This window comes from Phycicoccus sonneratiae (assembly GCF_016887965.1).
GTDB classification, from domain to species: domain Bacteria; phylum Actinomycetota; class Actinomycetes; order Actinomycetales; family Dermatophilaceae; genus Phycicoccus; species Phycicoccus sonneratiae.
Genome location: NZ_JAFDVD010000026.1, coordinates 44,254 through 57,526, shown reverse-complemented (window position 1 = coordinate 57,526; position 13,273 = coordinate 44,254). Strand labels below are relative to the sequence as shown.

The 13,273-nt window shown below is 75.1% G+C and carries 14 protein-coding genes; 3 read left to right on the top strand and 11 right to left on the bottom strand.

All coding sequences use genetic code 11. The annotated features are described in order from the left end of the window. Positions 1–40: 40 nt before the first annotated feature. The 5 genes from JQN70_RS18840 to JQN70_RS18820 are packed head-to-tail and all read right to left on the bottom strand — an operon-like array spanning position 41 to position 5,240. Positions 41–1,087, bottom strand: a complete 1,047-nt coding sequence (locus tag JQN70_RS18840) for a threonine aldolase family protein (RefSeq protein ID WP_204132923.1) — start codon at positions 1,085–1,087, stop codon at positions 41–43. Positions 1,088–1,095: 8 nt separating this feature from the next. After that, entirely contained in the window at positions 1,096–2,448 is a 1,353-nt protein-coding gene (locus tag JQN70_RS18835) for a class II 3-deoxy-7-phosphoheptulonate synthase (protein WP_307836087.1), read from the bottom strand. Between the two features lie 55 nt (positions 2,449–2,503). Beyond that, positions 2,504–3,223: a response regulator gene (locus JQN70_RS18830; RefSeq protein ID WP_204132921.1), complete on the bottom strand. Its 720-nt coding sequence runs from the start codon at positions 3,221–3,223 to the stop codon at positions 2,504–2,506. Next, positions 3,220–4,401 (bottom strand): MacS family sensor histidine kinase, encoded by a 1,182-nt coding sequence (macS, locus tag JQN70_RS18825; protein WP_204132920.1) that lies wholly within the window; start codon positions 4,399–4,401, stop codon positions 3,220–3,222. Before macS ends, JQN70_RS18830 begins: the two co-directional genes overlap by 4 nt. 8 nt (positions 4,402–4,409) lie before the next feature. Continuing rightward, on the bottom strand, positions 4,410–5,240 hold the full coding sequence (locus JQN70_RS18820; protein WP_204132956.1) for a lysophospholipid acyltransferase family protein: 831 nt from the start codon (positions 5,238–5,240) through the stop codon (positions 4,410–4,412). Between the two features lie 143 nt (positions 5,241–5,383). Between JQN70_RS18820 and JQN70_RS18815 the strand changes: the two genes are divergently transcribed. Beyond that, entirely contained in the window at positions 5,384–5,932 is a 549-nt protein-coding gene (locus tag JQN70_RS18815) for a hypothetical protein (RefSeq protein ID WP_204132919.1), read from the top strand. A 30-nt stretch (positions 5,933–5,962) separates the two neighbouring features. Here JQN70_RS18815 and JQN70_RS18810 read toward each other — a convergent pair whose 3' ends face one another. Genes JQN70_RS18810 through JQN70_RS18795 form a run of 4 tightly spaced genes read right to left on the bottom strand, consistent with a single transcriptional unit; the run spans position 5,963 to position 8,471 of the window. Further along, positions 5,963–6,643, bottom strand: coding sequence for an endonuclease/exonuclease/phosphatase family protein (locus tag JQN70_RS18810; protein ID WP_204132918.1), 681 nt, complete (start codon positions 6,641–6,643; stop codon positions 5,963–5,965). A 7-nt stretch (positions 6,644–6,650) separates the two neighbouring features. After that, positions 6,651–7,676, bottom strand: coding sequence for an ROK family glucokinase (locus JQN70_RS18805; RefSeq protein WP_204132917.1), 1,026 nt, complete (start codon positions 7,674–7,676; stop codon positions 6,651–6,653). After that, positions 7,669–8,019, bottom strand: coding sequence for a hypothetical protein (locus JQN70_RS18800; protein WP_204132916.1), 351 nt, complete (start codon positions 8,017–8,019; stop codon positions 7,669–7,671). The genes JQN70_RS18805 and JQN70_RS18800 overlap by 8 nt, the downstream gene beginning before the upstream one ends. 8 nt (positions 8,020–8,027) lie before the next feature. After that, entirely contained in the window at positions 8,028–8,471 is a 444-nt protein-coding gene (locus JQN70_RS18795) for an SRPBCC family protein (protein WP_204132915.1), read from the bottom strand. Between the two features lie 74 nt (positions 8,472–8,545). Here JQN70_RS18795 and JQN70_RS18790 point away from each other — a divergent pair, with 74 nt between their 5' ends. Then, positions 8,546–10,336 carry an AMP-dependent synthetase/ligase gene (locus JQN70_RS18790; protein WP_204132914.1) on the top strand — a complete coding sequence of 597 codons (1,791 nt, stop codon included), beginning with the start codon at positions 8,546–8,548 and terminating at the stop codon, positions 10,334–10,336. Next, positions 10,329–11,687 (top strand): hypothetical protein, encoded by a 1,359-nt coding sequence (locus JQN70_RS18785; protein WP_204132913.1) that lies wholly within the window; start codon positions 10,329–10,331, stop codon positions 11,685–11,687. The genes JQN70_RS18790 and JQN70_RS18785 overlap by 8 nt, the downstream gene beginning before the upstream one ends. Here the strand turns inward: JQN70_RS18785 and JQN70_RS18780 are convergent. Then, the gene (locus JQN70_RS18780) at positions 11,644–12,924 is read right to left on the bottom strand and encodes a hypothetical protein (protein ID WP_204132912.1); all 1,281 of its coding nucleotides are present in this window, start codon (positions 12,922–12,924) and stop codon (positions 11,644–11,646) included. The genes JQN70_RS18785 and JQN70_RS18780 overlap by 44 nt on opposite strands. A gap of 46 nt (positions 12,925–12,970) precedes the next feature. Next, entirely contained in the window at positions 12,971–13,228 is a 258-nt protein-coding gene (locus JQN70_RS18775) for a hypothetical protein (RefSeq protein ID WP_204132911.1), read from the bottom strand. Between the last annotated feature and the right edge of the window lie 45 nt (positions 13,229–13,273).

The following is a 13,273-nucleotide window of genomic DNA, read 5'->3' as shown; positions in this document are numbered from 1 at the left end:
CGGGTCGAGCCCGTCGACAACCGACTTCCTCCCGCCGTGCTCAGGAGGCGGAGAGGACCTCGCGGGCGGCGGCGACGGCCGCGTCGGTGCCGGCGTCGTCGACGTCGAGGTGCCAGACGAGGCGGACGGCCCGCGGCCCGACGGCGTAGGTGCGCACGCCGTGCCCGAGCAGGGCGTCGACGAACTGCGCGGCCGTGAGCCCGGCGGCACCGACGTCGAGTACGACGATGTTCGTCTCGACGGTGGCGGGGTCGACGGTGCCCGGCGCGGCCTCGGCGCAGGCGTCGGCGAAGCGCCGGGCCCGGGCGTGGTCGTCGGCCAGCCGCTCGACGTGGTGCTCGAGGGCGTGCAGGCCGGCCGCCGCGAGGATGCCCACCTGGCGCATCCCGCCGCCGTACCGCTTGCGCCAGATGCGCGCCTCGGCCATCGCCTCCGCGGAGCCGACGAGCACCGAGCCGACCGGTGCCCCGAGGCCCTTGGACAGGCACACCGACACCGTGTCGAACTGCGACCCGTACTCGGCCAGCGACACCCCGGACGCCACGTGCGCGTTCCACAGCCGCGCGCCGTCGAGGTGCATCGCGACGCCCGACGGCCGTGTCGCGGAACGGACCTCGCGGATGGCCTCGATGGGCTGCACCGTGCCGCCACCGAAGTTGTGCGTGTTCTCGACGACGACGAGCGCGGTCTCGACCTGGTACGGCCCGACGCCGGTCGTGACGAGCGACATCGGCCCGGCCGGGTCGAGCAGACCGCGCACTGACGGCCAGGTGCGTGACGTGATGCCCGAGAAGGCCGCCGCCGCACCGAGCTCGGCGCGCACCACGTGCGCCTGCTGGTCGGCGACCATCTCCTGGCCGGGAGCGACGTGCAGCCGCAGCCCGAGCTGGTTGGCCATCGACCCCGTCGGCGCGAAGAGGGCGGCCTCGTGGCCGAGCAGGGCCGCGACCCGCTCCTCGAGCGCGGCGACCGTGGGGTCCTCGCCGAACACGTCGTCGCCGACGTCGGCGCGGGCCATCGCCTCGCGCATCGCGTCGGTCGGGCGGGTCAGGGTGTCGGACAACAGGTCCGCGACGAAGGAAGCCATGGGCCGGATCAGTCCTGGGCCAGCATCTCGGCGACGAGGAAGGCCAGCTCGAGGCTCTGCTGGTGGTTGAGCCGCGGGTCGCACACCGACTCGTACCGGGTGCCGAGGTCGGCGTCGAGGATCTTCTCCGAGCCCCCGATGCACTCGGTGACGTCGTTGCCGGTGAGCTCGACGTGGATGCCGCCCGGGTGCGTGCCGAGGCCCTGGTGCACCTCGAAGAAGCCGCGCACCTCGGCGACGACGTCGTCGAAGTCGCGGGTCTTGAAGCCCGAGGCCGACGAGAAGGTGTTGCCGTGCATCGGGTCGCAGACCCAGGTGACGAGCGCCCCCGACGCGGTGACCTTCTCGACGATCGCCGGCAGCGCCTCGCGCACCCGTCCCGCGCCCATCCGGGTGATGAACGTCAGCCGGCCGGGCTCGCGGTCGGGGTCGACGACGTCGATCATCCGCAGCAGGTCGTCGACGTCGGCGTTCGCGGACACCTTGACGCCCACCGGGTTCCGCACACGTGAGACGAAGTCGATGTGCGCGCCGTCGAGGTCGCGGGTGCGCTCCCCGACCCAGATGAAGTGGCCCGAGGTGTCGTACAGCTGCCCGGTGCGCGAGTCGACGCGGGTCATCGGCCGCTCGTAGTCGAGGAGCAGCGCCTCGTGCGCGGAGAAGAACTCCGTCGTGCGCATGGCGTCGAAGTCGGCGCCGCACGCGGCCATGAACCGCATCGCCTTGTCGATGTCGCGGGCGAGGCGCTCGTAGCGGGCGTTCGCCGCGTTGGCGACGAAGCCCTTGTTCCAGTCGTGGACGTGGCGCAGGTCGGCGAAGCCACCGGTGGTGAAGGCCCGCACGAGGTTGAGCGTGGCGCTGCTCGCGTGGTACCCGCGCACCAGCCGCATCGGGTCCGGGCGGCGAGACTCCGGCGTGAAGTCGTAGTCGTTGACCATGTCGCCGCGGTAGGCCGGCAGCGTGACGCCCTCGCGGGTCTCGTCGTCGCTCGAGCGCGGCTTGGCGTACTGCCCGGCCATCCGCCCGACCTTGACGACCGGCATCGACGCGCCGTACGTGAGGACCGCGGCCATCTGGAGGATGGTCTTGACCCGGTCGCGGATGTTGTCGGCGGTGGCCGAGACGAAGGTCTCGGCGCAGTCGCCGCCCTGGAGCACGAAGGCCTCGCCGCGGGCCACCGCGGCCATCCGGTCCTTGAGCACGTCGCACTCGCCCGCGAACACGAGCGGCGGATAGGTGGCGAGCGTCCCGACGGCCTCGTCGAGGGCGGCGCGGTCGGGCCAGACCGGCTGCTGGGCAGCCGGGAGGTCGGCACCGGCGGCGAGCCGCTGGAGGGGGTCCGGGGACGTGGTCGTGCTCACGAGCGTCAATGGTAGGTGGGCGTCCGGCATCCGGGACAGCGGGCCCGCATCCCGGTCACGCGCTCGGCGCGGGGTCCTCGTCCTCGAGCCCGTGGGCCAGCGCGAAGCGCACGAGCTCGACGCGGTTGTGCAGGTGCAGCTTGCCGAGGGTGTTCTGCACGTGGTTCTGCACCGTGCGGTGCGAGAGGAAGAGCTGGGCCGCGATCTCCTTGCTCGACATCCCCGTGGCGACGAGCCGCAGCACCTCGGTCTCGCGGGCGGTCAGCTGCGGGATGGGGCGCTCGGGGTCGGCGGGCGCCGCCGGCTCCGTGGTGCCCGCCGCGCCACCCAGGCGGCGGAACTCGCCGAGCACGAGGCCCGCCAGCCCGGGCGTGAACACCGCCTCGCCGCGCCCGGTCGCGAGCACGGCCTCGAGGATCTCGGTGGGCGAGGCCGACTTCACGAGGTAGCCGGTGGCGCCGGCCTTGATGGCCGCGAGGACGTCCTGCTGCTCGCCGCTCGCCGAGAGGATGAGGACGCGGGTCGGCAGGTCGCCGAGCGCGCGGCACACCTCGTCGCCGCGCATCCCCGGCAGGTTGAGGTCGAGGACGAGCACGTCGGGCCGGGTGGCGCGGGTGCGTCGCACGGCCGAGGGGCCGTCGGAGGCGGTGCCGACGACCTCGACCCCGCGGGCCACGAGGTCGCGCTCGAGCGCCGTGAGCCACAGCGGGTGGTCGTCGGCGACGAGCACGCGGGGGGAGTCGGTGCCCGGCGGCGTCGGCTCGGCGTCGGTCATGGCTGGTTCCCCCTCGTGCGCGGGACGATGATGCGCACCGTGCATCCTGCCCCGGGACGGGTGCTCCACGTGGCCGAACCACCGAGGTCCTCGACGCGCCCGCGGATCGAGGAGCTGACGCCCATCCGGCCGCGGGCGGCGGCGGCCTGCACCTCGGCCGGGTCGGCGCCGACGCCGTCGTCGCGCACGGTGAGCTCGACGCCGGCCGCGTCGCCCTCGAGGAGCACCCAGGCCCGGGCCCCCTCGCCCGCGTGCCGCTCGACGTTGTCGAGCACCGCGGTGAGGGCGGCGTCGAGCTCGCGGGCCACCTGCGGGTCGACGAGCAGCGGGTCACCGGGGACGGACACGGTGACCCCCGGCCGCTCGTGCGCCGTGACGGCGAGGCGCAGGTCGACCTCGGAGCCCTCGACGCCGTGCAGGTCGACGGCCGACCCACCGGGCGCCCCGGCGCCGGAGACGAACCGGCGCAGCGCCCGCTCCTGGTCGGCGGCGAGCGTGGCGAGCTCGTCGGCCTCTCCCCCGAGCTCGGCCCCGCGGCGGTGGATGAGGGCGAGCGACTGGAGCACGCCGTCGTGGACGACGCGCGCGATCCGCTCGCGCTCGCGCAGCCGCTCGCGCTCGAGGAGGACCTGCTCCTCGCGCTCGAGGCCGGAGCGGGCGAGGTCGACGGCCAGCCCGATGAGGCCACCGAGCAGGACGAGGATGACGATGTTGTGCACGGTGCCCTGCGTCGGGCGGCCGGCGATCTCGACGAGGTCGGCCACCGCGATGACGCCGGCCGCGACCAGACCGCCGCGCGCGCCCGCGACGACGGCCGCCCCCGCCACCGACCCGGCGGCCCAGACGGTCGGCAGCGTGAACTGCCCGGCGGTGACCGCCGCCATCCCGTCGGCGAGCGGGGTGGCGAGCACCGCGGCGGTGGCGATGACGACCTCGACGACGAGGACCGTGCGCCCGCGGCGGCGATAGAGCAGCAGCCCGAGCGACCACGCGGCCATCACCGCGAGGACGAGGACCGCGACCCAGGGCCGGACCATCTCGGTGCGGCGCTCCCACGCGAGGACGGCCGCGTAGGCGGTGGCGAGCGGGCGGAAGACGTCGAGGCCGCGGTGGAAGGCCTCGACGACGACCGGCTCGCGGCGCCCCGTGCGGGGGGAGCGCGGCCCGAGGACCCCCACGTCGCCCCTCAGCTCGCGCGCCGCTCCGGGCCGGCGTCGCGCCGGTCGGCGGCGGACCCGCCCTCGTCGAGGCCTTCGCCGTCGAGGGCGTCCTCGAGCTCGTCGGCGGCCCGACCCGGCCGGGCGGCCTCGGCGGCCTCCTTGGCCTTGTTCTTCTTGTCGCGGGCGATGCGGTCCTTCATCGCCGTCGCGTACATGTCGACGTACTCCTGGCCGGAGAGCTCCATGAGCGCGTACATGATCTCGTCGGTGACCGAGCGCAGGACGAAGCGGTCGCCCTCCATCCCCTCGTACCGGGAGAAGTCGAGCGGCTCGCCGACCCGGACGCCGATGCGGACGAGCTTCGGGATCTTCGTGCCGGTGGGCTGGGCCTTGTCGGTGTTGATCATCGCGACCGGGACGACCGGCACGCCCGCCTCGAGGGCCATCCGGGCGACACCGGTGCGGCCCTTGTAGAGCCGGCCGTCGGGGCTGCGGGTGCCCTCGGGGTAGAGGCCGAGCAGCTCGCCGCGGCGCAGGACCTTCAGGCCCGAGCTGAGCGCGGCCTCGCTGGCCCGCCCGCCCGAGCGGTCGATGGGCAGCTGGCCGACGCCCTTGAAGAACGCGGCCGTGAGCCGGCCCTTGAGCCCCACGCCGGTGAAGTAGTCGGACTTGGCGAGGAAGGTCATCCGCCGGGGCACGAGCAGCGGCAGGAAGATCGAGTCGGAGAACGAGAGGTGGTTGCTCGCGAAGATCGCGGCGCCGTCCTCGGGGATGTTCTCCTCACCCTCGATCCAGGGTCGGAAGAGGAGGCGGAGGACCGGCCCGAGGACGACCGTCTTCAGCACCCAGTAGAACAACGGACCACCCTTCATCGCGTCTCGCGGGAAGCCTAGTGCACCCTCGCGGTGTTGCCCCCAGGTCACCGGGGGCGTCCCACGACCCGGAGGCACCCAGCCGGACGTGCGAAGATCGTCGCGGCCCCCGACCGCGAGGAGTGATCGTGACCGACCGCCCCGGTGAGATGGACGAGCGCGACGTCGACGAGCGCTTCGCGTCCATCGTCGCGGCGTGGGACGGCCCCAAGCCCGCCGCGGCACCGTCCGGCCCGTCGCCGGAGGCCGACGCCGAGGACGGTCCGGAGCCCGCCGACCCCGACGCCGCCGACCTGGGCGACGACGCCGACGAGCCCCCCGCGGCGCGTCCTCCGTGGGTCAACCCCTCCCCCCTCGACATCGTCGTGCCCGCCTCCTCCTGGCGGGTCGCCGAGTCGCCGGCGGCGGACGCCGCGAAGCCCGCCACCGACGAGGACGACGAGCACTTTGAGCCCCCGGCCGTGCACCTGCCCCCGCAGGAGGACCTCCACTTCTGGGGCGCCGTGCTCGGGCTCGTCGCCGGGCCCCTGTGCCTCGTCTACGTCGCGATGGCCCGCCCGTTCCACAGCACGCGGTGGTTCCTCGCGGGACTGTTCCTCTCCCTCGCCGGCTTCGCGCTCCTCGTGCTGCGCCAGCCCCGGCACCGCGACGACACCGACGACGGCGCCCGCGTCTGACGCTCGGGCCTGCGCGAACCGGGCTGTCGCTCAGGGGATCTCGAGGTCGACCCAGGTCGGGCGGTGGTCGCTGGCCGCGGCCCACACGGTGTCCGGCAGCAGCACCTCGCGGTGCGGCAGCACCCGCAGTCCGGGCGAGGCGAAGACGACGTCGAGCCGGCGCCGCGGCCGGGCCGCCGGGAAGGTCGGGGTCGCCGGCGACACGAGGTGCAGCCGGTCCGGCACGTCGATGAGGCGCCAGGCGCCGCCCGTGTCGTCCTCGTTGAGGTCGCCGGCGAGGACGAGCGGGCCGGCGTCCGCGATGCGCGCCAGGATGCGCTCGGTGTGGGCGACCCGCTCCGGCGGCCGCAGGCTCAGGTGCACCGACACCGCGGTGACCTCGGCGTGCCCGACGGCCACCCGCACCACGGCGTAGCCACGGGTCCGGTCCGGCCAGCGCACCGGCAGCCGCACGTGATCGGCCGCGAGGGCCCGCACCCGCGACGACGTGAAGACGGTCGTGCCGCCGCTGCCGCGGTGCCGGCCGGTCCACCGCATCCCGCAGGCCCGGGCGAACCGGGCCGTGCGCCACCCGGCGAGGAGCCGGCGCGGCACCTCCTGGAGGCAGAGCACGTCCGGGTCGACGGCGCGCACGACCCGTGCGGCGAGGCGGTGGTCGTCGAGGAAGTCGCGGGTGTTGTACGACGCGACGCGGAACCGCTCGGCGGTCACCGGGACCTCAGCCGTCGGCGTGCTCGGCGCGGTCCGCCCGGTCGGCGGCCTCGGCCCACGCGAGGTCGGCGGCCCCGACCCGGGCCAGGTCGGCCGCCCCGACGAGGCCCGCCTCGTTCCCGAGCTGGGCGGCGACGATGGACGCCTCGGGCCGGTACCCGCGACCGGTGAGCTGGCGGCGGAAGGCGACCCGGGCGGGCTCGAGCAGGAGGTCGCCGGCCGCACTGACCCCCCCGCCGATGACGAAGGTGCCGGGGTCGAGGGCGGCGGCGAGGTTCGCGATGCCGACACCGAGCCAGCGCCCGATCTCGCCGAGCAGCTCGCGGGCCAGCGGGTCGCCGTCGCGCGCGGCCTCCGTGACGAGCGGCCCGGTGAGCTCGCCGGGGTCGCCACCGACGCGCTCGAAGAGGTCGGAGACGACCGGGCTGCCGGCCGACATCAGCGACCGGGCCTCCCGCACGAGGGCGTTGCCGGAGGCGTACTGCTCCCAGCAGCCCCGGTTGCCGCACTCGCAGCGGATGCCGTCGGGGACGACCTGCATGTGGCCGAACTCCCCCGCGATGCCGAACCGGCCCCGCAGCACGCGGCCGTCGATGACGATGCCGCCGCCGATGCCCGTGCCGAGGTTGACCATGACGAGGTGGCTCTCGCCGCGTCCCGCGCCGAAGCGGTGCTCGGCCCAGATACCGGCGTTGGCGTCGTTGTCGACGAAGATCGGCAGCGCGAGCCGCTCGCCGAGCGAGGCCCGCAGCGGCTCGTTGCGCCACGACAGGTGCGGGGCGAAGACGACGGTGGCCCGGTCGGCGGCGACGAACCCGGCGGCGCCGATGCCGACCGCGACGACCTCGTCACCGTGCCCGAGCAGCTCCTCGACGGCGGAGACGATGGTGTCCTCGACCACCCGGGGGCTCGTCGAGCGGTGCGGGGTGTCGCGCCGCGTGCGGTGCAGGACGCTCCCCGAGGCGTCGACGACCCCGGCGGCCACCTTCGTGCCCCCGATGTCGACGCCGATGGCGAGCGGGCCGTCAGGCATCGTCGTCCTCCCGCGGTCGGTCCTGGCGGGCCCGTGACGCCGCGAGGTCGCCGAGCACCGACGCGGCGAAACCGGCGAGCTCGGCGAGGCCGCTCAGGGTCTCGGGGCTCAGCTGGCGCACGAACGCCGAGGTGCGGCAGACGGGGCACCACTGGCACACGGGGTCGTCGCACGAGAAGCCGCCCGGCTCCGTGCGCTCCTCGCGCGGGCCGGCGCCGCCGGTGTCCCGTCCTCCGGCGGGCGGGCCGTCGCCCGCGCCCTGGCCACGGCGCAGGCTCTCGAGGAGGCGCCCGGCCTCCTCGGCGACGCTCCCCACCTCGTCGTGCCAGCCCTCCGCCGTCATCGTGCCGCTCAGCCCTCGACGCGCTTCTTCAGCTCGCTGAGCGCCGCGTCGATGATGAGCTTCTCGGCCTTGCGCTTGAGCATCCCGATCATCGGGATGGTCAGGTCGACCTCGAGGTCGTAGCTGACCCGCGTGCCGGACCCGGCCTCGGCGAGGGTGTAGCTGCCGGTGAGGCCCTTGAGCAGCGAGGCGCGCACGAGGTGCCACGACACGACGCCGGTGCCGTCCTCGGCGACGTCCCAGTCGTACTCGAGGACGTACTGGTCCTTGATGGCGCCGGCGTCGAGGGTGAACTCGACCTGGTCGGCCCAGCCGTCGCCGTCCTCGGTGAGGACGCTGCACTCCTTCACCTGCTCCGCCCACTCGGGGTAGGACTCGAACGCCGCGATGACGTCGAGGACCTCGCCGGGTGCGGCGGCGATGTCGATCGTGGATCGGGTGCGGTCGGCCATGGCACCGCAGGCTACCCGTCCCCCGGGGCCTAGAGTTGAGGGGTCTGCCCACCCGCGCACGAAGGAGTCCGACGGTGCACGAGACGTCCACGCCGCTCGTCCTGCCCACGACGAGCGATGGCACCCTCGGTGACCTCCCCGCCCGGCTCGCCGGGCAGGACCCGGGACGCGTGACCTTCTCGGTCCGCTCCGGGGGCGGCTGGACGGCCGTCACGAGCGCGACCTTCGCCGCCGAGGTCGACGCCCTCGCCAAGGGCCTCGTCGCCGCGGGCGTCGGGGTGGGCGACGTCGTCGGCATCATGAGCCGCACCCGGTACGAGTGGACCCTCGCCGACTTCGCGCTCTGGGCCGCCGGGGCGGTGCCCGTGCCGATCTACGAGACCTCCTCCCCGGACCAGGTCGAGTGGATCCTCTCCGACTCCGGCGCCGTCGGCATCGTCGTCGAGACCGAGGGCCACCTCGCGGCGGTCGACCGAGTCCGCGACCGCCTGCCCGGGCTGCGGCACACCTGGGTCATCGACCACGGCGACGTCGACTCCCTGAGCCGCGACGGCGCCGACGTCGACGACGCCGAGCTCGCGGCCCGCCGCGACGGGCTGACCCGCGACAGCCTCGCCACGGTCATCTACACCTCCGGCACGACCGGTCGGCCCAAGGGGGTCGAGCTGAGCCACGGCAACTTCCTCACCCTCGCCGAGAACACCGCCGAGCAGATCGCCGCGGTCGTCAAGGGTGACGGCGCCTCGACGCTGCTCTTCCTCCCGCTCGCGCACGTCTTCGCCCGCTTCATCGAGGTGCTCGCCGTCACGGCCGGGGTCCGGATGGGCCACTCCTCCGACCTCAAGACGCTCATGGACGACTTCGCGTCCTTCAAGCCGACCTTCATCCTCGCGGTGCCGCGCGTCTTCGAGAAGGTCTACAACTCCGCCGAGGCCAAGGCCGAGGCCGGCGGCAAGGGCAAGATCTTCGCCGGCGCGGCCGCCACCGCCATCGCGTGGTCGGAGGCCCTCGACGCCGGCGCCGTGCCGCTCGGCCTCCGGCTGCGGCACGCCGTCTTCGACAAGCTCGTCTACGCCAAGCTCCGCGAGGCGATGGGCGGCCGCGTGCAGTACGCGGTCTCCGGCGGGGCCCCGCTCGGCACGCGGCTCGGCCACTTCTTCCGCGGCATCGGCGTCTCCATCCTCGAGGGCTACGGCCTCACCGAGACCACCGCGCCGGCCACCGTCAACCTCCCCGACGCGATGCGCATCGGCACCGTCGGCCCGCCGCTGCCCGGCGTCGACATCCGCATCGCCGACGACGGCGAGATCTGCATCAAGGGCGTCAACGTCTTCCGGGCCTACCGCGGCAACGAGCAGGCCACCCACGACTCGGTCAAGGACGGCTGGTTCCACACCGGTGACATCGGCGAGCTCGACGACGCCGGCTACCTGCGGATCACCGGACGCAAGAAGGAGATCCTCGTCACCGCCGGCGGCAAGAACGTCGCCCCTGCGGTCCTCGAGGACCGCCTGCGCGCGCACCCGCTCATCAGCCAGTGCATCGTCGTCGGCGACGGCAAGCCGTTCATCGCCGCCCTCGTCACCCTCGACGAGGAGATGTACCCGGGCTGGGCCTCGAACCACGGCCTCGACGGCGTCCCCTTCGCGAAGGCCAAGGACGACGAGCGCATCCTCGCCGAGGTCCAGAAGGCCGTCGACGACGCGAACACCGCCGTCTCCAAGGCCGAGTCGATCCGCAAGTTCGTCATCCTCGACGCCGACTTCACCGAGGAGTCGGGCCACCTCACCCCGTCGCTCAAGCTCAAGCGCAACGTCGTGATGCGCGACTTCGGCGACGAGGTCGACGCCCTCTACGGTGGCTGACGCCCTCCGCGGGCGGCCGGTGGCGGCCCCGGCGCTCGTCCTCGGCGCCGCGTGGCTCGCGTGGTTCGGGGTGCTCCAGTGGAGCGTCGTCCGGTTCCGCGTGCCCATCCTGCTCACCCTGACGGCCTGCACGGCGCTGCTCGCGTGGTGGCTCGTGCGGCGCACCGCGGTGGTGCTGCCCCGGTGGCTGGCGCCGGCCGTCGTCCTCGTCTCGGTGGCCCTCACCCTCGTGGTCCCCCTCTTCTCCTACCTGCGCGGAGGTTGGCTCACGGCGGCCCTGACCGTGCCCACGGTCGGTGGGATCGCCTGCGCCGCACTGCTGCTCGTCCCCACACGGTGGGCACCCGCCGCTGCCCTCGGGGCGGCCGCCCTGACGCACACGGCGCTCGCGGCCGTGACGATCGTCGGTGACAAGGCGCCGCGCATCGACGTGTGGGTCGTGCTCCAGCAGGGTGCGGACGCCATCGCGCGCGGTGAGAACGTCTACACCCAGCAGTGGACCGACTCCCCCGGCGTCCAGGACTTCTTCCCCTACCTCCCGTGGATGGCGGTGCTCACGGCGCCGGGCCGCTGGGTGGCCGGCGACGTCCGGTGGATGCTGCTCGTCTGGACCCTCGTCCTCCTCGCCGGCCTCTGGGCGCTCGCCGGCACCGACCGGGCGCGCACGGCCCGGGCCGCCGCCGTGGCCGCGGTCCTCGTCCTCGCGCCGGGCACGCTGACCCAGGTCGACCAGGCCTGGACCGAGCCGGTGCTCGCCGCCCTGCTCGTCTGGTGGGCGGCGCTGGTCCGGCGCGGCCACGCCTGGTGGGCGGTGCTGCCGCTCGCCCTGGCCTGCGCGAGCAAGCAGCACCTCGCCCTGCTCGCCCCCGTGCTCCTCGTGTGGCAGCCCTTCGGGTGGCGGCGCACGCTCGCCACCGGGGGCCTCACCGGGCTGCTCGTCCTGCCGTGGGTGGTCGCCGACGCCGGGGCGTTCCTCGGCGACACGGTGACGACCCTGCTGACCTTCCACCCGATCCGGTTCGCCAACACCTGGTACCTGTACTTCCTCAACGAGCACGGGGTGACCCTGCCGTTCGCGGTCACCGGGGCCGCGATGGTCGCCGGGGTCGGAGCGGCGGTCCTCGCCGTGTGGCGGCGGCAGCCACCGGTCGACGAGGTGCTGCGCTGGCTGGCCCTCGTGCTCGCCGTCGCCAACCTCGTCAACAAGCAGGCCTTCTACAACCAGTTCTGGCTCACCGGCGCCCTCGTCGCGGCCTCGCTCGTCGTGCCGGCCCTGCGCCCGGGCGACGACGACCCGCCCGGCGACGTCAGCCGGCGAGGGCGCCCAGCCGCTGCCGCCACTGCCCGGTGAACCCGGCGCGGTCGGTGCCCAGCACCTCGGGCATCGCGGCGTCGCAGGTGCGTTCGGTCGCCTCGACGGACCCGGTGCCGGAGCACGCGCGGACCAACCGGCGCAGCGCCGCCTCGCCGTGGCGCTCGGCGACGAGCTCGGCGGCCTGCCACGCCGCGAGGTAGCCCACCTCGATGTCACCCACCGCGGGGTCGAGCGAGCTCGCGTCCGGCAGCCGGGTGGGGCCGGTGCCGTCGCGGACGGCGGCCGTGAGCGGCGCCAGCAGCGCCGAGCGGGGCACGTCGGCCCGGGCGTACCCCACGTGGTCGGCGTACCCCTCGGCCAGCCAGGGGGGCGCCGCCCCGGGCACGCTCGCCCGGACCGCGACGTGGGTCAGCTCGTGGGTGAGCACGACGTCGCGGCCGGAGGGGGTGAGCCGGCGCCGGGCCTGCGGGTCGAGGACCACGCGGTCGGCGACCGCCCGGCCGTCGGGTCCGAGCGGGCCGTCGGTCGTCGCGGCGACGCGTCCCGGTCCGTCGCCGACGCCGCCGCCCAGCGCGGCCGCCTCGGCCACGGTGTCGGGGACGAGGACGAGCACCCGGCCGGGCGCGCCGGGCCAGGACCGCGTCAGTGACGGCACGGCCCGCTCGACGGTGCGGGCCGCCTCGTCGAGGGCCGCGTCGCCGGCCGTTCCCGCGACGACGGCGTGGGCGGTGCGGCGGACGGCGAGCCCCGGCATCGCGACCCAGGGCGGCGCGGGCTCGCCGTCGACCGGGCGCTCGGCGGCCACCCGCCAACCGCTGCCGACCCCGGCGACGGCGTAGCGGACGCGGGCCGTGCGCTCGCCCCGGTCGGTGCCGGCGAGACGGTAGCGGAGGGTGACCTCGACGGCCGCGGGGTCGTCGACCGGAGCGAGGACGTCGTGCGTGAGGCGCTCGACGCCCAGGGCCCGGGCCGCCGCCAGCCCCTCGACCTGGCGCCGGCCGTCGTCGGCGGCGGGGCCGAGGACGGTGGCCGTGAAGGCGGCGGCGTCACCGGCGAGGACGGCCGCCTCGCGCCGGCTCAGGAGCGCGTCGACGGCCGAGGCCACCGCGGAGGGGTCGGGGGTCGAGGTGGTGGCCGTCGTGGGGGGACGGGTCGTGGCCGGTGGGGCACCGGGCCCCTCGGAGCCCGTGCAGCCCGCGAGCAGGAGGCCGACGGCCAGCGCGCCGACGAGCCGGACGCGCGGACCGCGGCGGGTCGGGGGTCGGCCGGGCACCGGCACATCGTAGGGAGCCGACCTGCGCGGGGCGGCGGACCGTGGGTCAGCCGACGGCGCGCCCGCTCCCCCCGGCGACCCCCGGCTCGAGCCGGGCGCGGGCCCGGGCCGCGGTCTCGGCGTCGACGAGGCCGGCCCGCACGAGGCGGGTGACGGCCGCCCGCTCCTCGGGGTCGAGGGAGGTCTCGGACCGGGTGCCCGGCTCGGTGAGCGAGAGGAACACGGGCACCATGCAGTCGTCACAGTGCAGCTCGCGCACGGGGCACGTGCGGCAGTCGACGGTCATGACGTCGGGTCGGGTCATGCGGCTCACCCCTTTCCAGGTGTTGCCCACGACGCTAGGGGGGAG

What these genes read in the sequence shown, in the direction of transcription:
- JQN70_RS18840 (WP_204132923.1), bottom strand. Translation starts at nt 1,087, where the DNA reads ATGGCTTCCTTCGTCGCGGACCTGTTGTCCGACACCCTGACCCGCCCG.
- JQN70_RS18830 (WP_204132921.1), bottom strand. Translation starts at nt 3,223, where the DNA reads ATGACCGACGCCGAGCCGACGCCGCCGGGCACCGACTCCCCCCGCGTG.
- JQN70_RS18805 (WP_204132917.1), bottom strand. Translation starts at nt 7,676, where the DNA reads ATGCCTGACGGCCCGCTCGCCATCGGCGTCGACATCGGGGGCACGAAG.
- JQN70_RS18800 (WP_204132916.1), bottom strand. Translation starts at nt 8,019, where the DNA reads ATGACGGCGGAGGGCTGGCACGACGAGGTGGGGAGCGTCGCCGAGGAG.
- JQN70_RS18795 (WP_204132915.1), bottom strand. Translation starts at nt 8,471, where the DNA reads ATGGCCGACCGCACCCGATCCACGATCGACATCGCCGCCGCACCCGGC.
- JQN70_RS18775 (WP_204132911.1), bottom strand. Translation starts at nt 13,228, where the DNA reads ATGACCCGACCCGACGTCATGACCGTCGACTGCCGCACGTGCCCCGTG.